This is a genomic window from Salinibacterium sp. NSLL17 (assembly GCF_015864935.1).
Lineage (GTDB): Bacteria > Actinomycetota > Actinomycetes > Actinomycetales > Microbacteriaceae > Rhodoglobus.
The window spans coordinates 217,784-243,435 of record NZ_JADYWH010000001.1 but is presented as its reverse complement, the minus strand read 5'-3'; the positions used below and the strand labels follow the sequence as shown (position 1 = coordinate 243,435).

The 25,652-nt window shown below is 57.5% G+C and carries 26 protein-coding genes and 2 tRNA genes; 16 read left to right on the top strand and 12 right to left on the bottom strand.

The window, feature by feature from the left end:
- Positions 1–4: 4 nt before the first annotated feature.
- The 5 genes from I6E51_RS01205 to rpmH are packed head-to-tail and all read right to left on the bottom strand — an operon-like array spanning position 5 to position 2,319.
- Positions 5–535: a R3H domain-containing nucleic acid-binding protein gene (locus I6E51_RS01205; RefSeq protein ID WP_197106878.1), complete on the bottom strand. Its 531-nt coding sequence runs from the start codon at positions 533–535 to the stop codon at positions 5–7.
- Positions 532–1,515, bottom strand: coding sequence for a membrane protein insertase YidC (gene yidC, locus I6E51_RS01200; RefSeq protein ID WP_197106879.1), 984 nt, complete (start codon positions 1,513–1,515; stop codon positions 532–534). The genes I6E51_RS01205 and yidC overlap by 4 nt, the downstream gene beginning before the upstream one ends.
- Positions 1,516–1,522: 7 nt before the next feature.
- Positions 1,523–1,834, bottom strand: a complete 312-nt coding sequence (yidD, locus tag I6E51_RS01195; RefSeq protein WP_197109164.1) for a membrane protein insertion efficiency factor YidD — start codon at positions 1,832–1,834, stop codon at positions 1,523–1,525.
- Entirely contained in the window at positions 1,831–2,172 is a 342-nt protein-coding gene (gene rnpA, locus I6E51_RS01190; RefSeq protein ID WP_307783755.1) for a ribonuclease P protein component, read from the bottom strand. The genes yidD and rnpA overlap by 4 nt, the downstream gene beginning before the upstream one ends.
- Before the next feature lie 9 nt (positions 2,173–2,181).
- Positions 2,182–2,319 carry a 50S ribosomal protein L34 gene (rpmH, locus tag I6E51_RS01185; RefSeq protein ID WP_055810406.1) on the bottom strand — a complete coding sequence of 46 codons (138 nt, stop codon included), beginning with the start codon at positions 2,317–2,319 and terminating at the stop codon, positions 2,182–2,184.
- A gap of 287 nt (positions 2,320–2,606) precedes the next feature.
- Here rpmH and dnaA point away from each other — a divergent pair, with 287 nt between their 5' ends.
- From dnaA to I6E51_RS14615, 11 genes are all read left to right on the top strand, one after another.
- Positions 2,607–4,022: a chromosomal replication initiator protein DnaA gene (gene dnaA / locus I6E51_RS01180; protein WP_197106881.1), complete on the top strand. Its 1,416-nt coding sequence runs from the start codon at positions 2,607–2,609 to the stop codon at positions 4,020–4,022.
- Between the two features lie 326 nt (positions 4,023–4,348).
- Positions 4,349–5,494, top strand: a complete 1,146-nt coding sequence (dnaN, locus tag I6E51_RS01175; protein WP_197106882.1) for a DNA polymerase III subunit beta — start codon at positions 4,349–4,351, stop codon at positions 5,492–5,494.
- A 15-nt stretch (positions 5,495–5,509) separates the two neighbouring features.
- Positions 5,510–6,394, top strand: coding sequence for a phosphogluconate dehydrogenase (NAD(+)-dependent, decarboxylating) (gene gnd, locus I6E51_RS01170; protein ID WP_197110104.1), 885 nt, complete (start codon positions 5,510–5,512; stop codon positions 6,392–6,394).
- Positions 6,395–6,405: 11 nt separating this feature from the next.
- On the top strand, positions 6,406–7,569 hold the full coding sequence (gene recF, locus I6E51_RS01165) for a DNA replication/repair protein RecF (protein WP_197109163.1): 1,164 nt from the start codon (positions 6,406–6,408) through the stop codon (positions 7,567–7,569).
- The gene (locus tag I6E51_RS01160; protein ID WP_197109162.1) at positions 7,562–8,062 is read left to right on the top strand and encodes a DUF721 domain-containing protein; all 501 of its coding nucleotides are present in this window, start codon (positions 7,562–7,564) and stop codon (positions 8,060–8,062) included. The genes recF and I6E51_RS01160 overlap by 8 nt, the downstream gene beginning before the upstream one ends.
- Before the next feature lie 166 nt (positions 8,063–8,228).
- Positions 8,229–10,223, top strand: a complete 1,995-nt coding sequence (gene gyrB, locus I6E51_RS01155; RefSeq protein WP_197106885.1) for a DNA topoisomerase (ATP-hydrolyzing) subunit B — start codon at positions 8,229–8,231, stop codon at positions 10,221–10,223.
- 59 nt (positions 10,224–10,282) lie between these two features.
- Positions 10,283–12,859 (top strand): DNA gyrase subunit A, encoded by a 2,577-nt coding sequence (gene gyrA, locus I6E51_RS01150; protein ID WP_197106886.1) that lies wholly within the window; start codon positions 10,283–10,285, stop codon positions 12,857–12,859.
- The gene (locus tag I6E51_RS01145; protein WP_197106887.1) at positions 12,852–13,259 is read left to right on the top strand and encodes a DUF3566 domain-containing protein; all 408 of its coding nucleotides are present in this window, start codon (positions 12,852–12,854) and stop codon (positions 13,257–13,259) included. Before gyrA ends, I6E51_RS01145 begins: the two co-directional genes overlap by 8 nt.
- Positions 13,260–13,307: 48 nt before the next feature.
- Positions 13,308–13,381 (top strand) — tRNA-Ile (locus tag I6E51_RS01140).
- A gap of 30 nt (positions 13,382–13,411) precedes the next feature.
- Positions 13,412–13,484: transfer RNA gene (locus I6E51_RS01135), tRNA-Ala, on the top strand.
- A gap of 96 nt (positions 13,485–13,580) precedes the next feature.
- A complete protein-coding gene (locus I6E51_RS14615; RefSeq protein WP_368855203.1) occupies positions 13,581–13,862 on the top strand; it encodes an SDR family NAD(P)-dependent oxidoreductase in 282 nt (93 codons plus the stop codon).
- Positions 13,863–13,977: 115 nt separating this feature from the next.
- Here I6E51_RS14615 and I6E51_RS01125 read toward each other — a convergent pair whose 3' ends face one another.
- Positions 13,978–14,529, bottom strand: coding sequence for a hypothetical protein (locus I6E51_RS01125; RefSeq protein WP_197106888.1), 552 nt, complete (start codon positions 14,527–14,529; stop codon positions 13,978–13,980).
- A 133-nt stretch (positions 14,530–14,662) separates the two neighbouring features.
- On the opposite strand from I6E51_RS01125, the gene I6E51_RS01120 reads away from it, so the two are divergent.
- Together I6E51_RS01120 and I6E51_RS14125 are read left to right on the top strand one after the other, a co-directional pair.
- On the top strand, positions 14,663–15,202 hold the full coding sequence (locus I6E51_RS01120) for a peptidylprolyl isomerase (protein ID WP_197106889.1): 540 nt from the start codon (positions 14,663–14,665) through the stop codon (positions 15,200–15,202).
- Positions 15,203–15,498: 296 nt separating this feature from the next.
- Positions 15,499–16,041, top strand: a complete 543-nt coding sequence (locus I6E51_RS14125; protein ID WP_307783753.1) for a rhomboid family intramembrane serine protease — start codon at positions 15,499–15,501, stop codon at positions 16,039–16,041.
- A 59-nt stretch (positions 16,042–16,100) separates the two neighbouring features.
- Here I6E51_RS14125 and I6E51_RS01110 read toward each other — a convergent pair whose 3' ends face one another.
- On the bottom strand, positions 16,101–16,331 hold the full coding sequence (locus I6E51_RS01110; RefSeq protein WP_197109161.1) for a cell division protein CrgA: 231 nt from the start codon (positions 16,329–16,331) through the stop codon (positions 16,101–16,103).
- 81 nt (positions 16,332–16,412) lie between these two features.
- On the opposite strand from I6E51_RS01110, the gene I6E51_RS01105 reads away from it, so the two are divergent.
- From I6E51_RS01105 to I6E51_RS01095, 3 genes are read left to right on the top strand one after another with little or no spacing between them, the layout of a single operon-like run.
- Positions 16,413–17,186 carry a class E sortase gene (locus I6E51_RS01105; protein WP_197106892.1) on the top strand — a complete coding sequence of 258 codons (774 nt, stop codon included), beginning with the start codon at positions 16,413–16,415 and terminating at the stop codon, positions 17,184–17,186.
- Entirely contained in the window at positions 17,186–17,344 is a 159-nt protein-coding gene (locus tag I6E51_RS01100) for a hypothetical protein (protein ID WP_197109160.1), read from the top strand. Before I6E51_RS01105 ends, I6E51_RS01100 begins: the two co-directional genes overlap by 1 nt.
- Positions 17,341–17,976 carry a gamma-glutamyl-gamma-aminobutyrate hydrolase family protein gene (locus tag I6E51_RS01095; RefSeq protein WP_197106894.1) on the top strand — a complete coding sequence of 212 codons (636 nt, stop codon included), beginning with the start codon at positions 17,341–17,343 and terminating at the stop codon, positions 17,974–17,976. Before I6E51_RS01100 ends, I6E51_RS01095 begins: the two co-directional genes overlap by 4 nt.
- Before the next feature lie 74 nt (positions 17,977–18,050).
- Here the strand turns inward: I6E51_RS01095 and pknB are convergent, their stop codons facing one another.
- From pknB to I6E51_RS01070, 5 genes are all read right to left on the bottom strand, one after another.
- Positions 18,051–19,775 (bottom strand): Stk1 family PASTA domain-containing Ser/Thr kinase, encoded by a 1,725-nt coding sequence (pknB, locus tag I6E51_RS01090; protein WP_197106895.1) that lies wholly within the window; start codon positions 19,773–19,775, stop codon positions 18,051–18,053.
- A gap of 69 nt (positions 19,776–19,844) precedes the next feature.
- A complete protein-coding gene (locus I6E51_RS01085; RefSeq protein WP_197106896.1) occupies positions 19,845–21,527 on the bottom strand; it encodes a protein kinase in 1,683 nt (560 codons plus the stop codon).
- Positions 21,524–22,978, bottom strand: coding sequence for a penicillin-binding protein 2 (locus I6E51_RS01080; RefSeq protein ID WP_197106897.1), 1,455 nt, complete (start codon positions 22,976–22,978; stop codon positions 21,524–21,526). Before I6E51_RS01080 ends, I6E51_RS01085 begins: the two co-directional genes overlap by 4 nt.
- Positions 22,975–24,420, bottom strand: coding sequence for an FtsW/RodA/SpoVE family cell cycle protein (locus I6E51_RS01075; RefSeq protein ID WP_197106898.1), 1,446 nt, complete (start codon positions 24,418–24,420; stop codon positions 22,975–22,977). The genes I6E51_RS01080 and I6E51_RS01075 overlap by 4 nt, the downstream gene beginning before the upstream one ends.
- A complete protein-coding gene (locus I6E51_RS01070) occupies positions 24,404–25,648 on the bottom strand; it encodes a Stp1/IreP family PP2C-type Ser/Thr phosphatase (RefSeq protein WP_197106899.1) in 1,245 nt (414 codons plus the stop codon). Before I6E51_RS01070 ends, I6E51_RS01075 begins: the two co-directional genes overlap by 17 nt.
- Between the last annotated feature and the right edge of the window lie 4 nt (positions 25,649–25,652).

Here is a 25,652-nt window from a genome sequence, read left to right as displayed (position 1 = left end):
GAAACTATGAACGCGTGATGACAGTGTGACGGTCGCGACCTTCACCACTCGACTGCGAGACAAACCCGCGCTCCGCAACGACATCATGAACGAGCTTGCGCTCGTATGACGACATCGCCGGGAGTGCGGCAGAATCCGCACCAGCCTCGATACGCTCCACGGCCGTGTCTACAAGCTTCGACAATTCAGCAGCACGCGCTTCACGCGAACCTCCGATGTCCAGGATGAGACGCGAGAATGCTCCCGTCTTGTTCTGCACAGCGATGCGAGTGAGTTCCTGAAGTGCCGTGACGGTTTCAGGCTTAGACAGCAGGCGGAGGTTTGTGTCTTCGCTCGACGTCACTGAGACGTAGGAGCGACCGGCACGGGCGTCAATCTCGATGTCTCCATCGAGATCCGCAATATCGAGCAGCTCCTCGATGTAGTCGGCGGCAATGTCGCCTTCTTCTTCGAGCTGAGCAGTTGTGCGATCTTCGCGATCTTCCACAGGAGCGGACTCGACTGCGGTTGTATCGACGTCAGAAACGTTCGTCATTTCTTCTTTCCCTGCTTCTTCTTTGCACGGTTCTTACTTACGGGTTGATCCCGCTGCGGATTCTTGGGTTCCTCAATTACTGCGGTTCCGGAATCAGATTCGGGAGCCTCTTCAATGATTCCCTTGCGCTGATTGCGCTTCGCTAGACGAGCCTCGCGTGCGAGCGCTGCCTCACTACCGGGAGTCGGCATATTGCGAATAACGAGGAACTGCTGACCCATCGTCCAGAAGTTGGAAACGAGCCAGTAGAACATGACGCCCAAGGGGAAAGTGAACCCGGAGAAGGCGAAGACGAGGGGGAGTAGGTACAACATGATCCGCTGTTGGCGGTACATGGGACTAGCTTTCATCTCAGCCGACTGGTTCTTCGACATGATCTGAAGCTGGGTGATGAACTGCGAGCCGGTCATCAGGATGACCATGATGACGGCGGTGACGATGACGGCTACGTTGCCCTCTGCAGTGCTGATCGCGAGGTGCAGGGGAGCGATGTCGAACAGTGACGAGGTTCCGAAGGATTCTGAGAGCTCAGCGTTGAGGAGGCCAACACCAGGAGCGTTTCCCTCGAGCTGTGCGTTGCGCAGCACCGAAAAGAGTCCGAAGAAGATCGGCATCTGCAGAAGAAGAGGGAGGCACGAACTAAACGGGTTGGTTCCCGCGTTCTTGTACATCGCCATCGTCTCGCGAGACATCGCCTCACGAGAGAACTGATCCTTCTTGCCTTTGTACTTGTCCTGGATCTTCTTGAGCTGAGGCGCGACTTCCATCATGCGACGCTGGCTCTTGATCTGGCGCACAAAAACCGGAATCAATGCTGCGCGCACAACCAAGACGAGACCAACGATCGAAAGAACCCAGGTCAGGCCGGCATCCGCATCCATTCCGAAGAAGGTAAGGATTTCGTGAAAGGCGACGAGGATTGCCTCGATTACCCACTTGATCGGCCAAAGCAGATTGCCAAAGAAAGCAAAAAGATCCATGAAGTGGTTAGCCCCTTTCGTGGCTTGCGGCTACAACAAAGCCGAACCGGGTGATCTGGTAGCGGTCATGCCGGCGAGCCGGGATGTCGTCGATACCGCCCTCTGCCCACGGGTGGCAGCGAAGGATTCGACGAGAGCCAAGCCACACACCACGGAAAACACCGTGCTGCTGAATAGCTTGAAGAGTGTAGTGAGAGCACGACGGGTAATACCGGCAGACATCTCCATACAGCGGAGATATGACTGCACGGTAGACGCGCAAAATGAGAACACAGAGGTTTCGCGGGATGAGCAGCGCGAACGTAACGACGGAACTCATACCTTCACCACGATGCGGTCGATCCCTTCTGCAATCTCAGCCTGAAGCGTAGTGCACTGAGCTTGCTCAGAACCTGCCAGAGCACGAACCACAATGTCTACATTCGACTGGACGTGAGGAAGAAGCTGAGCAGCAGCAGCGCGAAGCCGACGCCGAACTCGATTGCGTACAACCGCATTGCCAACCGCTTTAGAAACAATGAAACCAAAGCGAACGCTCTGAGACCGCTCATTGTTCACAATGTGGACAACGCAGTGCGGTGCTGTGAAACGACGACCGCGACGCACCGCCAAGCGAAAATCGCTCGGAAGCGCCACACGGTTTGCCTTAGACAGCACCGGACGAGATTACGCGGAGAGTTCGGTGCGTCCCTTGCGGCGACGAGCGCTCAGGATCGAGCGACCCGCGCGGGTGCGCATACGCAGACGGAAACCGTGAACCTTCGCGCGGCGACGGTTGTTGGGCTGAAAAGTTCTCTTGCTCATAGCTATATCTCCAAGGCCCAGCTCTAGCAGCCGGGAAGAATTGGTAGGCCCAAGGGCCAGAAGTCAACTGATTAAAACTACGGCGTTAAACGGGTGCGGTCAAACCACACTTTGTGCAACGGCGCATTATCCACACAGAATACATCCTTATTGGTAACGACATGCTGTGGACAACTACGATGACTATCAGTGCACAACGGCCAAAAGACCGCAGTATTTCAGCGAGAATAGCTGTACTCACCAGTGGATAAGCCTGTGAGTAAATACTGCCAAGGGATGGGAAAAGAATGTCGGAAACACCCGACCCGACTAAAGGACTGTGGCAAACAGTTCTGACACACCTCAACGGTGATGAGCGAATTACCCCTCAACTACAGGGGTTCGTGAACCTGGTTGAACCAAAAGGCGTCATGGCCGGCACCCTCTATCTCGAGGTTCCCAACGAGCTCACGCGCGGGATGCTCGAACAGCGACTTCGCCAGCCATTCATCGACGCGATTGCAGCTCTCGACGACGAACACGGCATTTCGAACTTCGCCACCGTCGTAAACCCAGAAATCCAGCAAGATGCGCTTTCGCAAGAAATACCGCGCACCGAGCAGCCTTACATCGAACCGACACCACAAAAGCCGGTCGAAACATCAACACCTCGTCGCAGCGATTCGCGACTCAACCCCAAATACAGCTTTGACAATTTCGTTATTGGTGGATCCAACCGTTTCGCTCACGCCGCGGCAGTCGCCGTAGCTGAAGCGCCGGCCAAGGCCTACAACCCCCTCTTTATTTATGGAGAGTCGGGTCTAGGTAAAACTCACTTGTTGCACGCCATCGGGCACTATGCCGAAAGCCTGTACCCCGGCATCCGAGTGCGTTACGTCAGCTCAGAAGAATTCACGAACGACTTCATCAACTCGATCGCTAACAACCGGGCGTCAGTATTTCAGTCTCGCTACCGTGAGATCGACATTCTGCTTATCGACGACATCCAGTTCCTGCAGGGTAAGGACTCCACTCAGGAGGCCTTCTTCCACACTTTCAACACCTTGCACGATCACAACAAGCAAGTGGTCATCACCAGTGATCTGCCCCCGAAGCACCTGACCGGCTTTGAAGATCGGATGCGGTCGCGCTTCGAGTGGGGCCTGATTACTGACGTCCAGGCGCCAGACCTTGAAACGCGAATCGCTATTCTTCGCAAAAAGGCTCAGAGCGAGAAGATGCAGGTGGGCAACGACATCCTCGAATTCATGGCGTCGAAGGTCTCGTCAAATATTCGTGAGCTCGAAGGAACGTTGATTCGGGTTACCGCGTTTGCGAGCCTCAACCGCACCGAAGTCGACATGGCTCTTGTACAGACCGTGTTGAAAGATCTCATCACTCTTGATGAAGACAACGTCATCGCGCCAGTCGACATCATCAATCACACCGCTGACTACTTCAAGCTTTCGGTTGACGACCTCTATGGCTCTTCTCGTTCGCAAGCCATCGCCACAGCACGTCAGATCGCGATGTACCTCTGTCGAGAAATGACGAACCTCTCTTTGCCCAAGATTGGTCAGCTGTTCGGAAACCGCGATCACACCACCGTGATGTACGCCAACAAGAAGATCACCGAGCTCATGAAAGAGCGTCGCTCGATCTATAACCAGGTCACCGAGCTCACTAGCCGCATCAAACAAAACCAGCGTTTCAGCCAAAAATAGGTTTTCCTACTTGGGGATAACTTGGGGATAACCTCCCCAACTCGCCGGAAAGATTGTTGACCACAAGAAAATTTCTGTGGAATCAAGAATTCCTGTGATTCGAGTTTCCACGAAGAGTGCGAGTGTTCTCCACTGCTCGTCAACAAGTCACACGAATGTAGTTTCCAGTAATTACATGAAATCCGTCGAGTTATTCACAGAATCCACAACGGTTAAGAGTGTGACCTTTAAAGAATGAAATTTGAATCCCAAATAACCTGTAGTTCGCAAGTGGATTGGCTGTGCCAGTATTAACGGCCAGAGCGTGATCCGGTTAGGGGTAGTTCATGAAGTTTCAAGTCAATCGTGACGTCTTCAGCGAGGCGGTTTCGTTCGCGGTAAAACTGTTGCCGCAGCGAACAACGCTGCCGATTCTGAGCGGTGTCTTGATCGAAGCTACCGACGAAGGGCTCACTCTTTCGTCGTTCGACTACGAAGTTTCCGCTCGAACACAGATCATCGCCGAGGTTGAAGAGCCCGGTCGCGTATTGGTTTCTGGCAAGCTTTTGGCAGATATTGCCAGCCGACTTCCCAATGCTCCCGTGCGTTTTAGCACCGAAGACAACAAAATTACTGTTGCGTGTGGCACCGGTCATTTCACCTTGTCGAGCATGCCGGTTGAAGAGTATCCCTCACTTCCTCAGATCTCCGACAAGGTGGGAACGCTCAAGGCTGATCTCTTTGCCGCCGCAATTTCTCAGGTCGCCGTCGCTGCATCGCGTGACGACGTCACCCCGGTCATTACAGGTGTGCAGCTCGAAGTTTCTGAAAATAACATCTCGCTTGTTGCCACTGACCGCTACCGAGTAGCAGTTCGTGACATCGAATGGGATGCCGGAGCATCCGGAGTCGAAGCGGCAACAGCCCTGGTGCCGGCCAAGACTTTGGTTGAAGTGGGAAAGACTTTCGGCAACAGCGGAGAGATTTCCGTCGCCATCACGAGTTCTGACGAACGCGAGCTCATCGCGTTCCAAGCAGACAGAAAAACTGTGACGTCGTTGCTTATCAAGGGCAACTTTCCACCGGTTCGCCGACTTTTTCCCGAGACTGTGGATAACTTCGCTGTCATGAACACGGGCGAGCTCATCGAGGCAGTTCGTCGAGTCTCTCTCGTGCTCGAGCGAGAAGCCGCGTTGCGCTTCACTTTCACGACTGAAGGTGTGACTTTGGAAGCGATCGGATCCGAGCAAGCTCAGGCATCCGAGACCATCGATGCCTTCTTGACCGGCGATGACACGGTCGTTTCGCTCAAGCCTCAGTTCTTGATTGATGGCTTGAGTTCGGTGCATTCAGAATTTGTACGAATTTCGTTTACCAAAACCGAAAATCCGAACAAGCCTGGCCCGGTGCTCATTACAAGTCAGTCGTCGAAGGATCAGCCGGGCAGCGATAACTACAAGTACCTCCTGCAGCCCAACCTTTTGTTGAGGTAGGTCATGGCAGAAACCATACATGTTGGAATTATTGGCCTAGGAAAAATGGGCGGCAACATGCGCGAGCGCATGCGAGCTCATGGCCTCACAGTGACGGGCTACGACCCCAATCCTGAGGTGAGTGATGTCACAGCGTTGTCGGATCTTGTAGATGCGCTGCCTTCCCCGCGAATTATTTGGGTCATGGTTCCTTCCGGCACGATCACAGATTCTGTAATTACCGATGTTGCGGCATTGCTCACACCGGGCGATCTCGTCATCGATGGTGGAAACACCCGGTTTACCGATGACCAACTTCACCGTGATCAGCTCGCAGAACTCAAACTTTCCTTCGTAGATGTTGGAGTGTCTGGCGGAATCTGGGGACTTGAAAACGGCTACGGGCTGATGGCCGGTGGGGACAAGACGGATATCGAACGAGCGATGCCGATCTTCGACGCGCTTCGCCCCGAAGGCCCGCGCGAAGAGGGTTTTGTTCATGCTGGCCCCGTTGGTGCAGGTCACTACGCCAAGATGGTCCACAATGGCATCGAATATGCCCTTATGCAGGCCTGGGCCGAAGGTTTTGAACTCCTCGACAGCCGCAAGGATCTCATCGAAGACGTTCCCGGCACCTTCAAAGCCTGGCAGCGAGGAACAGTCGTTCGCTCCTGGTTGCTTGAACTTCTCGTCAAAGCTCTCGAAGAAGATCCCGAATTTGCTGACATTGCTGGCTACGTCGAGGATTCAGGGGAGGGCCGTTGGACCGTGCACGAAGCCCTCAACCAGGCCGTTGCTGTTCCTACTATTAGTGCCGCCATTTTTGCGCGCTTTGTTTCTCGCCAAGAAGACTCTCCTTCCATGAAGGCGGTCGCCGCTCTCCGCAATCAGTTCGGCGGGCATAGCGTCCGCAAGAGTTAAGCTTCGCCGCAATGCGTGTAACTCATGTGGAGCTCAAGGACTTTCGTAATTACAAGGGCCTGACTCTTGAACTCGGGGCAGGACCGACCCTCATTGTTGGTTCGAATGGTCAAGGCAAAACAAATTTGGTCGAGGCACTCGGCTTCTTGAGCACCCTTGGTTCACACCGTGTTTCTACAGATCACGCCATGGTTCGGCAGTCGACGGATGCCGCGATTGTTCGAGTTCGTCTCGAACACAACGAACGAAAGTTTCTGGCTGAGGTACAGATCAATCGATCTGGGGCTAACCGTGCCCAGATCAATCGTTCGGTCATCCGCACCCGCGAACTTCCGCGCTACTTCTCGAGTGTTCTCTTCGCGCCCGAAGATCTGGCGCTCGTGCGCGGCGAACCTTCGGGTCGTCGACGCTTCATCGATGAACTTCTCGTGCTTCGCTCTCCGCGCTTTAGCGGCGTGATGAGCGATTACGAACGTGTCGTGAAACAACGCAACATGCTGCTGAAGTCGGCACGCGCATCCGGTGTTAGGGACACCCAATTAAGCACCCTTGATGTGTGGGATGAGCGGCTCGTTGCATTTGGTTCCGAAATCATAAGCGCCCGCAGCGCACTGGTCGCCGACTTAAGCCCGGAGGTTTCGAGTGCGTACGAACGCATTGTCGGTGCCGATCACGGTGCGTCATTAGCAAACTCGCTGAGCATCATTTCGCGGCAGGATGACCCTGAGAACGCCGTGGCCACCAGTGCAGTCGGTGAAATAATTTCGGTCGCTGACGCGACTGCATCGTTTACTGCCGCCTTGGCATCCGTAAGAAAAGCAGAACGAGACCGGGCGATAACTCTCGTAGGGCCACACCGCGATGACCTCATCTTCGGACTCAATGGGTTGCCGGCGCGGGGGTATGCCAGCCACGGTGAATCCTGGTCATTCGCCCTCGCACTGAAATTGGCATCCGCCGAGCTGTTGCGTCGTGAGTCTTCAGCCGGAGACCCCGTGCTGATTTTGGATGATGTCTTTGCTGAGCTCGATCAATCTCGTCGCGAACGATTGGCGACGTCGATCGCAGGATTCGAGCAGGTGCTCATTACGGCCGCAGTCTTCGGAGACGTTCCGACCGAGCTCGCCGCGAATGTGGTTCGCATCAGCGCCGGGGAGGTAATCAGCAATGAATGACCGCGATCCCACTGTGGATGAACACGTAGCGGTCTACCTCAGATTCCGCGATGTTTTTGGCGATGCCAGTAAACGTTCCTATATGGCGCGCAAGCGCAATCGTAAAGAACCCGGCACAAGCGTGCCTTTTGCTCCCGGTCGCGATCCGCATGGATTAGGCGATGTGATGGATAACCTCACCGTGAGTATGGGGTGGAGTTCTCCGCTGGCGCGCTCCGAATTGCTCTTAGCGTGGACAACAATCGTCGGTGCCGAGACTGCGGAACATTCTGAACCGATCGGAATTGAAGAGGGTGTTCTCACCATTCGGTGCGATTCGACAGCGTGGGCAACTCAGCTTCGACTCATGCGTGGACACATCACGACGACGATTGCTCAACAGCATCCAGAAGCCGGCGTGGAATCGGTGCGCTTTGAAGGGCCCAACGCCCCTTCGTGGAAAAGAGGCCCCAGATCAATTCCAGGTAGGGGCCCGCGAGATACTTACGGCTAGGAAGGCAAAATAGGTCACGCTACTAAAGAAACTCCCGCAGAAGGCAATTTGAGCGCCGCAGCCTCTCGGAATTTGGTAGAATCTCAGAAGCCGTCGGACGCGCCTCCTCAGGGAGTTATCCGCTCCGAATGGCCAGCGTGAACTAGCGGCAGGAGCCTAACTTCAGATGACATCGACGCCCGAGAACGACGTGCCCGAAAGCCATATCATTGCCAACGGTCATGTTGCCGCTGACAGTTACGGTGCCGATCAGATCCAGATCCTTGAGGGTCTTGAGGCCGTGCGCAAGCGCCCCGGTATGTACATCGGTTCCACCGGCCCCCGCGGTCTCCATCACCTTGTGTATGAGGTTGTGGATAACTCTGTGGATGAGGCTCTCGCGGGTTACTGCGACACGATCAACATTTGGCTTCGCAAAGACGGCTCGGTTCGGGTTCGCGACAACGGCCGTGGTATCCCGGTCGATCTGAACCAGCAAGAACAGAAGTCCACTGTAGAAGTCGTTATGACCATCCTTCACGCGGGTGGAAAATTCGGCGGTGGCGGTTACGCCGTGTCGGGTGGACTCCACGGTGTGGGCATTTCCGTCGTGAACGCACTCTCCGCAGAAATCGATACCGAGGTTCGTCGTCAGGGACACGTCTGGCGGATGAGCTTCGCTAACGGTGTGCCGACAGGTCCCCTTGCCCAGGGGGAAAGCACCGACGAAACAGGAACCCAGCAGACTTTCTGGCCGAGCAAAGAGACTTTCGAGACAGTCGAGTTCGACTTTGAGACGCTCCGCGCACGTTTCCAGCAGATGGCCTTCCTTAACAAGGGACTGCGCATCACCATCACTGACGAGCGCGGTGAAGAAGAAATCGCCGAGAGCTACATGTACGAGCGTGGACTCGTTGACTACGTGGAGTACTTGAACAAGACGAAGAAGAACGAACTCATCCACCCGGATGTCATCGCCTTTGAATCGGAAGACACTGAGAAGAAGATTTCGCTCGAAGTAGCTATGCAGTGGACGGCGGGATACTCCGAAAGTGTTCACACCTACGCCAACACCATCAACACTCACGAGGGTGGAACCCACGAAGAGGGTTTCCGCGCTGCGCTCACCACTCTGGTTAACCGTTATGCGCGCGACAAGAACATCATCAAAGAAAAGGATGACAACCTTTCGGGAGATGACGTTCGTGAAGGACTGACCGCGGTTATCTCGATCAAGCTCGGCGAACCTCAGTTCGAAGGTCAGACGAAGACAAAGCTCGGTAACACCGAAGCCAAGGCATTCGTTCAGCGCATCGCCGGCCAGCAGCTCGGTGACTGGTTCGATCGCAACCCCACTCAGGCACGCGACGTTATTCGCAAGGCCATTCAGGCATCCCAAGCTCGACTCGCTGCCCGCAAGGCGCGCGAACAGACTCGTCGTAAGGGTTTGCTTGAGTCGAGTGGAATGCCCGGAAAGCTGCGCGACTGCTCGAGTAAAGACCCGTCGCTGTCTGAAATCTTCATGGTTGAGGGTGACTCGGCCGGCGGTTCCGCCGTTCAGGGTCGTAACCCCGAGTTCCAGGCGATTCTCCCGCTGCGAGGCAAAATCTTGAACGTCGAGAAGGCGCGCCTCGATCGCGCACTCGGCAACGCAGAAGTCCAAGCAATGATCACCGCGTTCGGCGCGGGTGTCGGCGAAGACTTCGACCCCGAGAAGGCTCGGTACCACAAGATTGTTTTGATGGCCGATGCTGATGTCGATGGTCAGCACATCACGACCTTGCTTCTCACTCTGCTCTTCCGTTACATGCGTCCGCTGATCGATTTGGGTTACGTGTACTTGGCGCAGCCGCCGCTCTACCGCCTCAAGTGGAGCAACGCGCAGCACCAATACGTGTACAGCGATGCTGAGCGCGATGCCCTGACCGAAATGGGACTCGCCGAAGGCAAGCGCATGCCGAAGGACAACGGGATCCAGCGCTACAAGGGTCTTGGTGAGATGGACTACAAGGAACTGTGGGAAACCACGATGGACCCCGCCACTCGCACGTTGCTTCAGGTCACCCTGGATGACGCTGCCGCAGCAGACGAAATCTTCTCAACCCTCATGGGCGAAGACGTTGAGTCTCGCCGAAACTTCATCCAGCGCAACGCCAAAGACGTCCGCTTCCTAGACATCTAGCTCGCTCAGAGCACACGGCGCCCGCACTCGCGACTGACACAGACTGGAATTGACACTTAATGGCTGACGAAGAAACTCCGAAGAAGACCTTCAAAGATGCACCCGTAGACGACCGGCACGACAAGATTAACCAGGTCGATCTCCAACTGGAGATGCAGCGCTCCTACCTCGACTACGCGATGAGCGTCATCGTGGGTCGTGCGCTTCCCGAGGTGCGCGATGGTTTGAAGCCTGTGCACCGTCGCGTTATTTACGCAATGTACGACGGTGGCTACCGCCCAGACAAGGGTTTCTCCAAGTGCACCCGTGTCATCGGTGATGTCATGGGGCAGTTCCACCCGCACGGTGACTCGTCGGTCTACGACGCGCTCGTTCGTTTGGTTCAGCCGTGGAGCCTTCGTTATCCACTGGCGCTAGGCCAAGGAAACTTCGGATCTCCCGGTAACGATGGTGCTGCTGCCCACCGTTACACGGAAACCAAGATGGCCCCGCTCGCTATGGAAATGGTGCGGGACATTGAAGAAGACACCGTCGACTTCCAAGACAACTATGACGGTCGCACTCAAGAGCCCACGGTTCTCCCGAGCCGCTTCCCGAACCTGCTCGTCAACGGTTCAGTGGGTATCGCGGTCGGTATGGCCACGAATATCCCGCCGCACAACCTCCGCGAAGTTGGCGAGGGTGCTCTCTGGCACTTGGCCAACCCGGATGCTTCTCACGAAGAGCTCGTTGAGGCACTGATTCAGCGCATCAAGGGACCTGACTTCCCGACCGGCGCGCAGATTCTGGGTATCAAGGGAATTCAGGATGCGTACCGTACGGGTCGTGGCTCGATCACGATGCGTGCCGTAGTTAATGTCGAAGAACTTCAGGGTCGCACGTGCCTCGTCGTCACCGAACTCCCGTACCAGGTGAATCCCGACAACCTGGCACTGAAAATCGCCGACCTCGTCAAGGACGGCAAGCTTGCCGGCATCGCCGACATCCGCGATGAGACTTCGGGCCGCACGGGCCAGCGCCTCGTCATCGTGCTCAAGCGCGATGCTGTGGCGAAGGTTGTTCTCAACAACCTCTACAAGCACACGCAGCTGCAGGAAAACTTCGGCGCGAACATGCTCGCAATTGTTGATGGCATTCCGCGCACGCTCTCGATCGATGGCTTCATCACCGAGTGGGCTACGCACCAGATCGAAGTGATCGTTCGCCGCACCGAATTCCGCCTGCGTAAGGCTGAAGAACGTGCCCACATCTTGCGTGGTTACCTCAAGGCTCTGGATGCTCTTGATGAGGTTATTGCGCTCATCCGTCGTTCGCCCACCGTCGAAGATGCCCGCAACGGCCTGATCGACCTTCTTGACATCGATGAAATTCAGGCTCGCGCGATTCTCGACATGCAGCTGCGTCGACTCGCAGCACTCGAGCGCCAGAAGATCATCGACGAGCACGATGCTATCGAGCTCGAGATTGTTGAATTCAAGGCGATCATTGCGAGCAAGGAACGCCAGAGCAACATCGTCAGTGAAGAACTGACGGAGTTGCTTGCCAAGTACGGCGACGACCGCCGCACCGAAATCATGATGGGTTTCGATGGCGACATGAGCATGGAAGACCTCATCCCGGAAGAGGAGATGGTGGTTACCGTGACGCGCGGCGGTTACGTCAAGCGCACCCGCAGCGACAACTACCGCAGCCAGCACCGCGGAGGCAAGGGAGTCAAGGGCGCGCAACTCCGTGCCGATGACATCGTTGACCACTTGTTCGTCACCACGACGCACCACTGGTTGCTGTTCTTCACGAACACCGGCCGCGTGTACCGCGCCAAGGCCTATGAGTTGCAAGAGGGTGGCCGGGATGCCAAGGGGCAGCACGTTGCCAACTTCTTGGCGCTGCAGCCCGGCGAAGAGATCGCTCAAATTCTCGACATCCGCGACTACGAGCAGTCCACCTACCTAGTACTGGCCACGCTCAACGGTCTCGTCAAGAAGACGGCCCTCGCGGAATACGACACCAACCGCAGCGGTGGCATCATCGCCGTGAATTTGCGGGAAGGTGACGAACTCGTGTCGGCCCTGCTGGTGGAGAACACCGACGACGTGTTGTTGGTGTCGCGCAAGGGAATGTCGATTCGCTTCACGGCATCCGATGAAGCGTTGCGCCCCATGGGTCGTTCAACGTCGGGTGTGATGGGTATGAGCTTCCGTGAGGATGACCAGCTGCTCAGCGCGAGTGTGGTGCCCGACAGTGGCTTCGTGTTCGTCGTCACTGAGGGTGGCTTCGCGAAGCGCACTGCTGCCGACCAATACCGTGTTCAGGGTCGTGGTGGTTTGGGCATCAAGGTTGCCAAACTTGACGGCACTCGTGGTGACTTGGCCGGCGCTTTGATGGTCGGGGATGAGGACGAAGTTCTTGTGGTCCTTGCCAGTGGCAAGGTGGTACGCTCATCTGTCGCTGAGGTTCCGGCCAAGGGCCGTGACACTATGGGCGTGGTCTTTGCTCGCTTTGCGGCGGATGACAAGATCATTGCAATCGCACGAAACAGCGAACGAAATCTAGAGAAAAAAGAACTTGAAGCTGGGAACGATAGTGTTCCAAGCGAAGATGCCCCTGCTGGGAAGGACGAGTCGGTAGATGAGTAGTGTCGCAGAGAAGCTGCAGCGCAAGTCGCAGCGCCAAACATCAGTGAAACAGGTTCGCCTGAAGCTGGTGTACATCGACTTCTGGTCGGCTGTTAAGTTCTCATTCCTAGTAGCAGTGTCCTTAGGAATCGTTCTCGTGGTGGCATCGCTCCTGGTGTGGATCGTGCTGAACTCCACCGGAATTTTCGGAAAACTCGATGAGATTTTCCGCGATATTTTGAGCGACGAAACCTTTAGTGTGGCCACAACGTTCTCGCTCGCACAGGTCGGCGGATTCTCGCTGGTCGTTGCGATCCTGAACGTTTTGATCGGTACTGCACTCGGTGCAATTTCGAGTATGCTTTATAACTTCAGCGTTCGACTTACTGGCGGAATCCTCGTGGGTTTCACTAACAACTAGTCGATTACGCCAAACGGTCAGAATGCGGTACTCTCGTATCTGCCCAACGGGGGTATAGCTCAGGCGGTTAGAGCGCTTCGCTGATAACGAAGAGGTCCGTGGTTCAAGTCCACGTACCCCCACTGGAATCTCCACAAGAGGTTCCTTAAATTGGGGCCTTAGCTCAATTGGTAGAGCGCCTGCTTTGCAAGCAGGAGGTCAGGGGTTCGATTCCCCTAGGCTCCACAGCAAGAAACAAAAACCCCGGCCAGTCTTCTGGCCGGGGTTTTTGCGTTCCCCGGGGGCACTCGCAGTGAGCGGCGATGTCGCCGACGAGATCGGATGCACCGCACCAACATCCGCGGCACGTTCGTGGTCTCTCAGCAGGCCGCTAGACAGGTGCAGGAGGGCGGAGCACGCGTGAACTTCTCCACCCCGGTGGCGTGCACGCCATTCCCCTCCTATGGGCCGTACAGCGCGAGTAAAGCGGCTGCGGAAAGTCTCACGCTGACACTTCCCGCGAGCTGCGAGGCAAAGACGTCACAGCCAATGCTGCGGCGCCTGGGCCGCCCGAGGGGTCAACGGCCAAGTTATTGTCGCCAACGGAGCACTTGCCTGACTTAGTCAGCGCGAGCGATCACTCCACGCACAAAAATAGTTCTGGCCCGGTTCCTTGGGAACCGGGCCAGAACTATTAGAGGTTGGAGCTACACCGTGTGCGGTGTGAAGCAGCGGAAGGCTACGCCGTCTCTGCTTCGTCGTCGATCCACAGGTCATCATCCGCGCGAAGTGTCTGCCACGCGGCGTACGCGACGCCCACTGCAGCGACTACGCCGATACCGATGAGGATGTAGCGACCGAAGCCGGCCGACTTGGGTTGCGGTTGTGCCTTCATAAGCCCAGTCTTCTCGCCGGCAGTCGCAGCGAGACCCGAAACGCGAGCGAACGCATCCCGAACCTGCTGATTCTTAGCTACCTCGAGAGCGGCAAGGGCTGTGCCGAGCGCTGACGTGACTGCAGGCAATACATCACCCTTGACCTTGGAGCGCGTGCTCTCGGCCACTGAGCGGGCTCCAGCAACGGATGACGACACAACGGGCTTCACCCGGGAGTCGATCGTGTTGTGAATCTTGGGGCTGACTTCTTCGCGGGCGTAGTTGGCAGCCTGGTGGCTAGCCTCTCGGACAACCGCAGAAGCATGGTCAAGCAGCTCCTTTTGGTCGGCCCACAGGTCTTCAGCTTGACCTTTCAAGCGCTTGAGTTCTTTCCGGCGTTTGCGAGTTAGTGCCACGGGAAACCTCCAAAGATGGTCGATCGGTGAGTCCATACTGCCATGGCCTCTTCTGTGTGCGCACTGCTTTGGCTGTGAGCACGCTGAATAACCCGGATCATAGGCTCAGGTTGGCTATGTAAGAATTGACCTTATGTCTCAACACACCGCAGTTGCCACAATCAAGACAAACCTCGGAGAAATCCGTCTCAACCTCTTTGGCAACCACGCGCCGAAGACCGTTGCTAACTTCGTTGGTCTCGCCAAGGGCGACATCGAATGGACCCACCCCGCTACCGGTCAGAAGACCAACGCACCTCTCTACGATGGCGTGATCTTCCACCGCATCATCAAGCAGTTCATGCTTCAGGGTGGCGACCCCCTGGGTAAGGGCATCGGTGGCCCCGGCTACAACTTCGACGACGAAATCCACCCTGAGCTCGACTTCTCGGCTCCCTACATCCTCGCTATGGCGAACGCCGGAACGCGCGGCGGTAAGGGAACCAACGGTTCGCAGTTCTTCATCACCACCGTTGCTACTCCGTGGCTTCAGGGCAAGCACACCATCTTCGGTGCTGTTGCTGACGACGAGTCCCGCAAGGTAGTCGACGCAATCGAAGCTGTTGACACCGACGGCAGCGACAAGCCCCTCACCGACATCGTCATCGAGTCCGTCACGATCGACGAGGTCTAACCTTCGTGACCACATCCCCGGATGCCAGCGGCAATTATTGCTACCGGCATCCTGACCGGCAAAGTTTTACACTCTGCCAACGATGTGGGCGCACCGTATGCCCCAGCTGCCAAACGCAGGCAGCTGTGGGCGTACATTGCCCCGAGTGCATTAAAGAAGCCCGCGCTAATGGGCCGAAACGTAAACCTGTTCTGGTTCGCGCGGCTCGAGCCTCCCAAGGCAAGCCTGTAGTCACCTACACGCTGATTGGCCTGACTGTCGCAATCTTCTTGCTGCAGCTCATTCCAGGTCTCGGCGTGACTCAAGCGCTTGTGTATTACCCGCCCCTGACGGCGGTTGAGCCGTGGCGGATGATCACCTCTGCGTTCCTGCATTCGACGAGCAGCATTTTCCATCTCGGCTTCAACATGTTCACGCTCTTTATCTTTGGGCGCACCTTGGAGATTCCGCTGGGGCGAGCGAGGTTTATCGCGCTCTACCTGATCAGCGCGCTGGGTGGCTCGGTCGCCGTGCTGCTGCTTGCCCCGACCTCGGTCGTGTTGGGCGCATCCGGATCGATCTTCGGAATCGTCGCCGCGTTCTTCGTCATTCAGCGCCGCATGGGCGTGAACAACCGAGTGCTGTTGATCGTGCTCGTGATCAACTTGGTCGCCGGCTTTATCCCCGGACTGAACATCTCGTGGCAGGCCCACGTGGGTGGACTCATCACGGGTGCCGTTCTCGCACTCATCTTCTTGCGTCAACGCAACAAGCGAAGCACGAATACCGAGATCGCTTTAGTGGCGCTCGTTGTCGTGGCTTTGATCAGCCTGACGCTGGTGCGGATCTTCGTTCTATAGCTGACTAAAAGTTATCCACAGGGTTATTAACACTGGGTATAACTACACGCGTGTAATTTCTAACGCCACCGCGTAGTCATCAGGAATCCGACAAAGAGGATGCCGAAACCAACAAGGATGTTCCAGCTTCCGAGCGAAGCAATGGGCAGCTGCTGGTTGCTGACATAGAACACAATGATCCAGGCGAGCCCAATCAGCATGAAGCCAAACATGACGGGCTTGAACCAGACCGCGTTGGGAGCGTCTTCAGCGGGACGCGACGATGATTTTTCTGCAGAGTTACGGGCCATGGGAGAGATTCTAGCGCGAACGCCCTGAGTGCCGAACGGCCGCGCGGAAACCACGCAGAGTCTGCGGATAGAATTGCGCTTATGGTTCTCGAAGACGGCCGCCGCGTGCGGCGCAGTGCGAAGGCCCGCCGCCCTATCTCCTTCATCGGAGTGCTTGGTGAAATCTTCATCACAGCAGGCGTCGTTGTGCTGCTGTTTCTTGTCTGGCAGACCTGGGTTAACAGCTATTTCGTCAGCAACGCCCAACGCGATGATGCGCTTGAGCTCAGCCAAGAGTGGAACAAGGGCGAAGCCCTCACGCTGGCCCCCGACGAGCGCGCCGACCCCGGTGTTCCGGTAGTCGACGAAGCTCCCGCGCAAGCAGTTGCTTTCGGCACGTTGATTGTTCCGCGTTTCGGCGAAGATTATGCGGTTCCGATCGCCGAGAGCGTCAGCCTTTACAGCGTGCTCAACTCTCAAGGTGTTGGCCACTACACCGGCACCCAAATGCCTGGTGAGGTTGGCAACTTCGCGGTTGCTGCTCACCGCACCGGATATGGTGACCCTTTCTTCGACATCGACAAGCTACAGCTGGGCGACAGCATCTATGTCGAGACTGAAGCAGGTTGGTACCGTTACGTCTACCGCTCGCTCGAATACGTGCTGGCATCCGGCGTTGGCGTGCTTGAGCCCGTGCCTCAGTTTGGCGGCGCCGCGGCCAGCGATCGCATCATTACGCTCACGAGCTGCAACCCCATTCACACCGCAGACGAACGCATCATCGCCTACGGCGTCTACGACACGTGGTACCCGCGTTCCGAAGGAGCTCCTTCGGAGATCGCGGCGATCGCCCTCAATCTTGAAGGAGCTGGCTAATGTACGCTGCCCTCTGGCGGGTGCTTCCTGGCCCCGTAATTGTCCGGATCCTGATCGTGTTGGTGCTGACTGCGGCCATCGTGGCTGCGCTGTTCATGTGGGTCTTCCCGTGGGCGTTGCCGCTCGTCACCCCGTTGGATGCGACGGTGCAACAGTGACCCGCATCCTTGTCGTTGATAACTACGACAGCTTCGTTTACACCCTCAACGGGTACTTGCTCGAACTCGGCGCTACAACCGAGGTCGTGCGCAATGACGCTTTTAGCGCGGATGACGCAGCCGCTGTTCTTGCTGACTACGACGCCGTGCTGCTCTCGCCTGGACCGGGCACGCCGGCCGACGCTGGAGTGAGCATCCCGATCGTGCACGCCGCTCTTGCCTCGGGTATTCCGTTGCTCGGAGTGTGTCTCGGGCATCAGGCGATCGCCGAGGCGCTTGGCGCAACGGTCACTCACGCGGCCGAACTCATGCACGGCAAAACGTCGCAGATCGAACACGACGACAGCCTGATCTTCCGTGACCTTCCTCAGCCATTCACGGCGACGCGGTATCACTCGCTCGCGATCGTTGACGGCACTGTGCCAGACGAGCTCGTGGTCACGGCGCGCACGCACGATGGAATCATCATGGGCGTGCAGCACGCGACACAGCCGGTGTACGGCGTTCAGTTCCATCCCGAGTCTGTGCTCACCGAGGGTGGCTACTTGATGCTCGGCAACTGGTTATCTCGGGTCGGGATGACCGAAGCGCCCGCGCTTGCGAAGACGCTTACGCCACTCGTTCACAATTAGAGGAGTCGGCGCGCGCTGCGGCGTACGGTCGAACCTTGCCGCCCTCAGTTAGGCGGTGGCTCGTTGTTGCTGTTCTAGCCGGCGCAGTATTGGAGCGTGATTTCGGACTTCTGAGCTTGGTCGCCGACGATCGATTGGTAGCTGACCGTATTGCCCGAGCATCCGAAGTCCGCATTTAGCTTCACGCTAAGTTGCAGGCCAGTGAGCGTGGTGTTGGCTTCGCCAATGTCTTTGCCGGTGACGTCGGGAACCTGCACGAGTCCGTTGGAGACAACCAAGTTGACTGTCTCGCCTTCACGGATGATCGCGCCGTCTGCATTGCGCTCGGCATCGCCGCGCGGGTCAGAGCTAATAACGGTGCCCTTTTTGAGGTTCGGCGAATAGGTTTGGGAACTTGTTCCGTAGACCAACCCCGCAGACTCAAGGAGTTTGATCGCCGCGTCTTCTTGCATATTGCTGACATTGGGCACAGTCACCGGGGTGCGCCCCAGCGACACCACAACTTGGATCTCGAGACCGAGCGGAACAGTCTGGCCGGGGCCAGGATCCGTGCGGATAATGATGCCCTCTTCGACGGTTTCACTGGCCTGGTTGACGCGTTTGGGAACGAGGTCTAGCTCGGTGAGCTGAGCGGCGCCCTCGTCGTAGGTGAGACTTGCAACATCGGGGATATCTACGGCGCTGGTTCCGCTGAGCTGCGCAGGGGTGAGGCTGAACGCCCAGACCACAACGGAGACGATAATGACGGCCATGAGGGCGATGCCGCCCCAGATCCAGGCAACCGGAGGACGGTTCTGAGTGCGCGGGGTTCGGTCATTCTCATCAACCGCGAGCTGGCGGAACGTGGCGTCACTGCCGGCTGTTGCGTTCGGGTTGACACCGAAGAGCGTGGAATTGAAGTCTGTGGATGCGAGCTGTTTGCGTTCGGGTACGGAACCGGCAGCAGCAGCCTCAACATCGGTGCGGAACTCGGCAGCACTTTGGTAGCGGTCGAAGCGATCCTTGGAGAGCGACCGCAATACGACAGCATCAAGAGCGGGGGAGACCGCGGCCACCATCGTGCTCGGGGGAACAGGCTCGGAGTTGACGTGCTGGTAGGCCACGGCAACAGGGTTCTCTCCCGTGAACGGAGGCTGTCCGGTGAGAAGTTCGAAGAGAACAACGCCGGTGGAGTAGAGATCGGAACGCGCATCCACCCCTTCGCCGCGGGCTTGCTCCGGCGAGAAGTATTGGGCGGTGCCGACAATAGCGCTCGACTCGGCAATCGTGGCAGCAGAATCCGACACCGCACGGGCGATACCGAAGTCCATGACCTTCACTTGGCCACTCTTGGTGACCATGATGTTGCCGGGCTTGATATCGCGATGAACGACGCCAGCGCGGTGTGAGTATTCGAGAGCGGTGAGTACTTGCGACACGATGCGCGCCGACTCGTCGGGAGCAATCGGGCCTTCAGCGACGATGTCCTTCAGCAGCCGACCGTCGACGTATTCCATGATGATGAACGGGATGAGGGTCTCGTGACCCGTTTCATCGATTACGGACTCTTCGCCGGCATCGAAAATTCGCACGATAGTGGGGTGCGCCATCTTTGCTGCGTCATGGGCCTCACGACGGAAACGGGTGCGGAAAGCGGGATCGTTAGCGAGCGAGGGCTTGAGTAGCTTGATTGCTACCCGGCGCCCCAGTCGCGTATCCATTCCCAAATGAACATCGGCCATACCGCCGTGGCCGAGAAGCTCGCCAATTTGGTATCGCCCAGCGAGCTGGCGTACGCCCTGTGCCACGCCTTCGCTCACTGGTTCACTCCTGTTTGTTGTCGCGGTTAGTACCGCCTCAGTCTATCCGTTGCGAGTAGTGATATTGCCTCACGGACTGGCAACGATAGTGACCGTTACAGGTTCGGATGACGGCGATTCAAGATCGGTGCACACGGCGGTGTACGAGATCTTTGTAGTGTCGCCCTCATTTGGCGGCAACGTGATTTCGAACTGGTTCACGCCGGCGGCATAGCTGGAAGCTCCTGCGCTTGGCCCACCGACAACGAGGAAGTTGAACGAGGTGAGGGGATGACCAGCGGGGCAACCCTGATAGGACGTCCACTTCACAGTGACAGGCTCGTCTCCGTAGTACGGGCCGAGTGGAGTCAGGGTCGTTGCAGAAGGTTGCGTCGGATTCGGCGTCACCGCGATCTTGTCGTAGAAGTAGACCGTGATGGTTTCGCCCTTAGAGACGTTGCCGGTCGGGGCTGCCTGGTAGGAGAATCCGACCTTCTCAGACGAAGGCGCTTCGGTGCCGATTTGAGCATCGAGCACGAGTTCCTTGTCTTCCAAGATTTGCGCGACCGCGTCTTGCTTGCGGTCCAAGAGCTCATCCTCGCTGAGCGCGACTAGCGTGGACGTGGGTTCTGGCTCGGGAGCTACAGTCTCCGATGCGCTCGGTGATGCGCTTGTCGCGACAGGTTCTTCGTCGCCCGGGCTGGCGAGCAGCGCGATGATCGCACCGATCAAGACAACCGCAAGCAGCGAAATCAACGCAACGATTGGCCAGGTCCACGGATTGCGACGCTTGGTTTCCTCGAGGACCTCACCGGTGGTGACGGCAGCACCGGCCGGGTTCGCGGTCGTGAGAACTCGAGTTGCCTGTGTGTTGTTGCCGTAGTTGAGGCCCACCGTGGCTGCATGAGAGTTATCGCCCAGGATGCCGGGAACAGCGGTGGCCGCAGCAGCGACATCCCCGCGGCGCAACGACTGCGCTGCACGGGACAGATGCGAAGCGGATGCCGGACGGTCGCCAGGTGACTTAGCCAAGCACGCGTACACAAGGTTGCGCACCGGTTCGGACACCGTCATCGGCAGCTCGGGTGGAGTCTCGTTGATCTGTGCCATCGCGATCGCGACTTGCGATTCGCCCGTGAACGGGCGACGCCCGGCAAGAGCTTCGTAGGCGACGATTCCGAGGGAGTAAATGTCAGTCGTGGGGGAGGCGGGGTGACCACTGGCCTGTTCGGGCGAGAGGTACTGCACTGTTCCCATGACCTGACCGGTTGCGGTCAGCGGTACTTGGTCGGCAATGCGGGCGATGCCGAAGTCGGTGATCTTGACGCGGCCTTCTGGCGTGATGAGAAGGTTTCCGGGCTTGATGTCGCGGTGCACGAGACCTGCGGCGTGAGCAGCCTGAAGAGCGGCGGCAGTCTGAGACACGATGTCGAGAACGCGGTCGGGGTCGAGCACGCGTTCGCGCTCAATAATGGCGCTGAGAGCTTCGCCAGGAACGAGTTCCATGACGAGGTAGGCGCTGCCCTCTTCTTCTCCGTAATCGAAGACGTTGGCGATGCCCTCGTGGTTGACGAGGGCAGCGTGGCGCGCTTCGGCGCGAAAACGCTCTAAGAACCCGGGGTCGCCGAGGTACTCATCCTTAAGGATTTTGATCGCAACCGTTCGGCCGATCACGAGGTCTGTTGCTTGCCAGACCTCACCCATGCCGCCAATCGCTACGCGACTGGAAAGCTGGTATCTACCGCCGAATGTGAGTCCACTAGTTGGTCTCATCTGTTTAGCACCGCCTCTAGTACTTGACGCCCAATTGGTGCGGAGAGCCCACTCGATGTGCCGGACTGTCCTAGCCCGCCACCGTCTTGGACAACTACCGCGACAACAACTTCTGGATCATTTGCCGGAGCGAATCCGGTGAACCACAACGTGTATGGCTCGCCTTCTCCGTTTTCTGCTGTACCGGTCTTTCCTGCAACCTCAACCCCATCAATACTGGCAGTGTTCGCAGCACCGTTACTGACCCCATCCACCATCATTTGGGTGAGTGCGGCGGCGGTTTGCGGACTGAGTGCCTGACTGAACAGAGTTGGCTCGAAGGACTGGATGGTTGTGAGATCGGAGGACACGATGCTCTCAACAAGATTGGGCTGCATCAGAGTGCCGCTGTTGGCGATCGCCATCGACACCATGGCCATCTGCAGCGGGGAAGCACGAACGCTGGATTGACCGAAGGCCGAGAGCATCGTCTGGGGAGCGTCAAGAGCGCGCGGGTAAACGCTCTCGGTTGATGCCAGTGGCACGGAGACGCTCTCGTTGAAGCCGAAGAGGTTGGCTTGCTCGCGAATAGCGTTGGAACCGAGCTCTGCACCCAGCTGAGCGAAGGGGATGTTGCACGACAGGCGGATGGCCGTAGCAATTGACGCGGTGCTGCCCGAGCCACACGTCGCGCTGTCGGAGTTGCTGATGACGAAGGTGCTCTCCGGCAACTGCAATTCTGCAGGGTTCGGGAACGTGCTCTCTGCGGTGTAGTCGCCGCTCTCGAGAGCGGCAGCCGCGACAACGAGCTTGAACGTCGACCCGGGAGGGTCCAAAGGTCCGGCGAGCGTGCGGTTGAAGAACGGGTCGTCGGGGTCAGCGAGCAAACGGTCGTACGCATCGATGACCTCGCTCGTGTTGTGAACGGCCAACTCGTTGGGGTCATACGACGGCTTGGACACCATGGCCAAAATTTCGCCGGTATCGGGCTTGATGGCGACAACTGCGCCCTTGAGATCTCCGAGTGCATCCCAGGCCGCTTGCTGAATCACAGGATCGATTGTCAGTTCGACCGCAGCACCCGTGGGGTTCTGTCCGGTGAGGATCGAGTTCACTTGATCAAAGAACTGATCGTTGGAAGAACCACTGAGGTAGTCGTTGAGCGAATTCTCCAGACCAGTGTTTCCCTGGTTCAGAGTGAGGTAGCCGGTGATGGGCGCGTACAACTCGCCCTTCGGGTAGACCCGCAAGAACTTGAATTCGTCATCGACAGGTTCGGAGTACGCGATCGGCTCGCCGTTGACGAGGATGGGGCCACGCTCGGCCGAATAGCTTGCGTAAAGCGTTCGCACATTGCGGCCATCCGCCTGCAGGCTGTCGGCTGTGACGACCTGAATGACAGAACTTGAGATGAATAGGCTCACGAACATGAGAAGCACGACGGTGCTCACTCGCTTAAGTTCACGGTTCACTGTCCCACCACCAATCGGTTTTCGATCGAAGGCTCAATAACGAGTTGCGGCTGATGACGCACGGTGTCAGAGAGACGCAGCAAAAGCGCTGCAATGATCCAGTTAGCAACCAGCGACGATCCACCGGCAGCTAAGAACGGCGTCGTGAGACCGGTCAACGGAATCACTCGCGTGACACCACCGATGACAACAAACACCTGCAGAGCGATCACGAAAGCGAGACCGACCCCTAAGAGGCGGCCGAAATCATCTTGACCGGCAAAGCCGATGCGGAATCCACGAGACACAAACAGAAGGTACAACGCCAGAATTGCGAAGATGCCGATAAGACCCAGTTCTTCGCCGAGCGACGCCACAATGTAGTCACTCTCAGCGAGGGGCGTGATCTCGGGACTGCCGCGTCCGAGGCCGGTTCCTATAAGGCCACCGTCAGCGAAACCGAAGAGGCCCTGGACTAACTGGTAACTTCCTCCGGTTGCCTCGTAGACCTCCTGGTTGAAGGGATCGAGCCATGCATCGATGCGGCCAGAAATGTAGGTCAGGTAGCGGCTGGCAACAAAAGCGCCGCCCAAGAACATGGCCATTCCGAGCAGAATCCAACTCGAACGCCCCGTGGCGACATAGATCATCACAAGGAACAGACCGAAGTAAAGCAGGGCGGTACCCATATCGCGCTGGAAGATCAACACGAGCATGGATGCCACGAAGACAACGATGATGGGGCCGAGATCGCGGGCCCGGGGGAAGGTCATTCCCATAAATTTGCGGCCGACCATGGAGAGGGAATCTCGCGCCGACACCAAATAGCCGGCGAAGAACACAGCGAGGGCGATCTTGGCGAGCTCGCCCGGTTGGAACGAGAACGCACCAATTTGGACCCACAGGCGCGCGCCGAAACGTGTGTCACCGATCACGGGAGCGAGCGGCAGCAGCAACAGTGCGATACCGCTGAACATTGCAATATAGCGATAGCGCTGCAGGACACGGTGATTCTTGATGATGATCAGCACCGCCATGGCGATGACGATGGCAATGCCGGTCCAGACAATCTGGCGAACGCCACCGCTGCCCCAACCAGTGGATTCATCAGCCAAGTCGATGCGGTAAATCATGGCAATACCGAGGCCATTAAGCACCGTAATGATCGGCAAGATCAGAGGGTCGGCATCCCGCGCTGTTTTGCGCAGCGTGATGTGCATTGCGAACACGAGCACACCAAGCAGTCCCGAGAGTCCCAAGACGGTGTAGCCAAGGTGGCCAAGCGCGCCCAATTGCACGAGCGCGATCGCACCCAAGTTGATGCCGATCGCCACAATGATCAGCAGCAGTTCAAGATTGCGCAGGCGGGCAGGAACCCGCAGCTTGAGGCGGATGTTTTCGGTGATAGCTCGAGGGCCGGCTGCAGCCGAGGCCCGAGCATCAGCGCTAGGGGATACGGGCATCAGACAACATTTCTACGATGCGTTGGGCATCCTGGAGGTCGCTCGCGTTGATGGTGTGCTCAACGCTCGTGCGCAAGTAGAGGGGCAAATCGACAACGCGAACGTCGGTGATTTGGTAGACGTGCGACAACGAAATTGGGCCGATGCTCTGCTGCACACCCTGATAAATCGCGACCTTGCCGTCATCCGTGCCCACAAAGTGCTGCTGCTGGGTGTACTGGTAGCCGACAACAAGACCAGCCACGATTGCTGCGATCGTGAGAGTGATGAACGTAATCCACGAAATGCGGCGGCGGCGAACGCGGCGGCGATCCTCGCGGATGATGGCCTGGTAGTACTCGTCAGACTCTGGCTCGAAGTGACTGTCGTCGGTCTGCGTCGCTTTCAACGGGTGCAGCAAGAGGTTCGGCAAACGAACCGGCTTCTTCACGATCGTCGGCTCGAATGAGAGCGGGGAAGCTGCGGAACCAACCATGAGCGGCGGCTCGTGGGCTGACGACGCGTCGTCACCGACATCCACCAACACGACGGTGACATTGTCGGGGGCGCCCTGATCGAGAGCCGCCTGAACAAGACGCTCGGTCGCGACCTGCGAATCGGTTACGCGACGAAGGATTGCCGCGATCTTCTCTTCGGTGACGAAGCTGCTCAGCCCGTCGGAGCACAGCAACCAACGGTCACCGGCCTGCGTGTCAAAGACGTCCGTATCGATCTCGGGTGACGCATCAACGTCGCCCAACACCCGCATCAAGACAGATCGGCGCGGATGCACGGCCGCTTCTTCAAGCGTGATGCGACCGCTCTCAACCAGACGCTGCACGAAGGTGTGATCGTGCGTCATCTGCTTCATGGCGCCGTTGCGCAGCAAATAGATGCGCGAGTCGCCAATATGCGCCATGCCCATCTTGTCGCCGACACGAACCATTCCACTGACCGTGGTGCCCATACCGGTGAGCTCATTGTGCTCGATGACGGTGTCAGACAGGATGCGGTTGGCGGCGAGTAGCGTGTCGTGCAATACCTGAGCAGCTTCTTCCGCTGTCTCGAAAACGTGGTCGGCTTCTGCAACGTGCTTGATCGTTATCGCCGAGGCGACATCACCACCGGCGTGGCCACCCATGCCGTCCGCAACAATAAATAAATGACTGCCGGCGTACGCACTGTCCTGGTTATTAGCCCGAACCTTACCCACATGGGATGCGGCAGCACTGTTGCCCGAAGTGGCCATTCAA

Bases quoted from the DNA above. Each gene is read 5' to 3' on its own strand.
- dnaN (WP_197106882.1), top strand. From the start codon at position 4,349: ATGAAGTTTCAAGTCAATCGTGACGTCTTCAGCGAGGCGGTTTCGTTC.
- I6E51_RS14615 (WP_368855203.1), top strand. From the start codon at position 13,581: ATGCACCGCACCAACATCCGCGGCACGTTCGTGGTCTCTCAGCAGGCC.
- gyrB (WP_197106885.1), top strand. From the start codon at position 8,229: ATGACATCGACGCCCGAGAACGACGTGCCCGAAAGCCATATCATTGCC.
- I6E51_RS01110 (WP_197109161.1), bottom strand. From the start codon at position 16,331: ATGGCCCGTAACTCTGCAGAAAAATCATCGTCGCGTCCCGCTGAAGAC.
- gyrA (WP_197106886.1), top strand. From the start codon at position 10,283: ATGGCTGACGAAGAAACTCCGAAGAAGACCTTCAAAGATGCACCCGTA.
- I6E51_RS01105 (WP_197106892.1), top strand. From the start codon at position 16,413: ATGGTTCTCGAAGACGGCCGCCGCGTGCGGCGCAGTGCGAAGGCCCGC.
- dnaA (WP_197106881.1), top strand. From the start codon at position 2,607: ATGTCGGAAACACCCGACCCGACTAAAGGACTGTGGCAAACAGTTCTG.
- yidC (WP_197106879.1), bottom strand. From the start codon at position 1,515: ATGGATCTTTTTGCTTTCTTTGGCAATCTGCTTTGGCCGATCAAGTGG.
- I6E51_RS01160 (WP_197109162.1), top strand. From the start codon at position 7,562: ATGAATGACCGCGATCCCACTGTGGATGAACACGTAGCGGTCTACCTC.
- I6E51_RS01145 (WP_197106887.1), top strand. From the start codon at position 12,852: ATGAGTAGTGTCGCAGAGAAGCTGCAGCGCAAGTCGCAGCGCCAAACA.
- yidD (WP_197109164.1), bottom strand. From the start codon at position 1,834: ATGAGTTCCGTCGTTACGTTCGCGCTGCTCATCCCGCGAAACCTCTGT.
- I6E51_RS01070 (WP_197106899.1), bottom strand. From the start codon at position 25,648: ATGGCCACTTCGGGCAACAGTGCTGCCGCATCCCATGTGGGTAAGGTT.
- recF (WP_197109163.1), top strand. From the start codon at position 6,406: ATGCGTGTAACTCATGTGGAGCTCAAGGACTTTCGTAATTACAAGGGC.
- I6E51_RS01205 (WP_197106878.1), bottom strand. From the start codon at position 535: ATGACGAACGTTTCTGACGTCGATACAACCGCAGTCGAGTCCGCTCCT.
- I6E51_RS01085 (WP_197106896.1), bottom strand. From the start codon at position 21,527: ATGAGACCAACTAGTGGACTCACATTCGGCGGTAGATACCAGCTTTCC.
- rpmH (WP_055810406.1), bottom strand. From the start codon at position 2,319: ATGAGCAAGAGAACTTTTCAGCCCAACAACCGTCGCCGCGCGAAGGTT.
- I6E51_RS01120 (WP_197106889.1), top strand. From the start codon at position 14,663: ATGTCTCAACACACCGCAGTTGCCACAATCAAGACAAACCTCGGAGAA.
- I6E51_RS01075 (WP_197106898.1), bottom strand. From the start codon at position 24,420: ATGCCCGTATCCCCTAGCGCTGATGCTCGGGCCTCGGCTGCAGCCGGC.
- I6E51_RS01100 (WP_197109160.1), top strand. From the start codon at position 17,186: ATGTACGCTGCCCTCTGGCGGGTGCTTCCTGGCCCCGTAATTGTCCGG.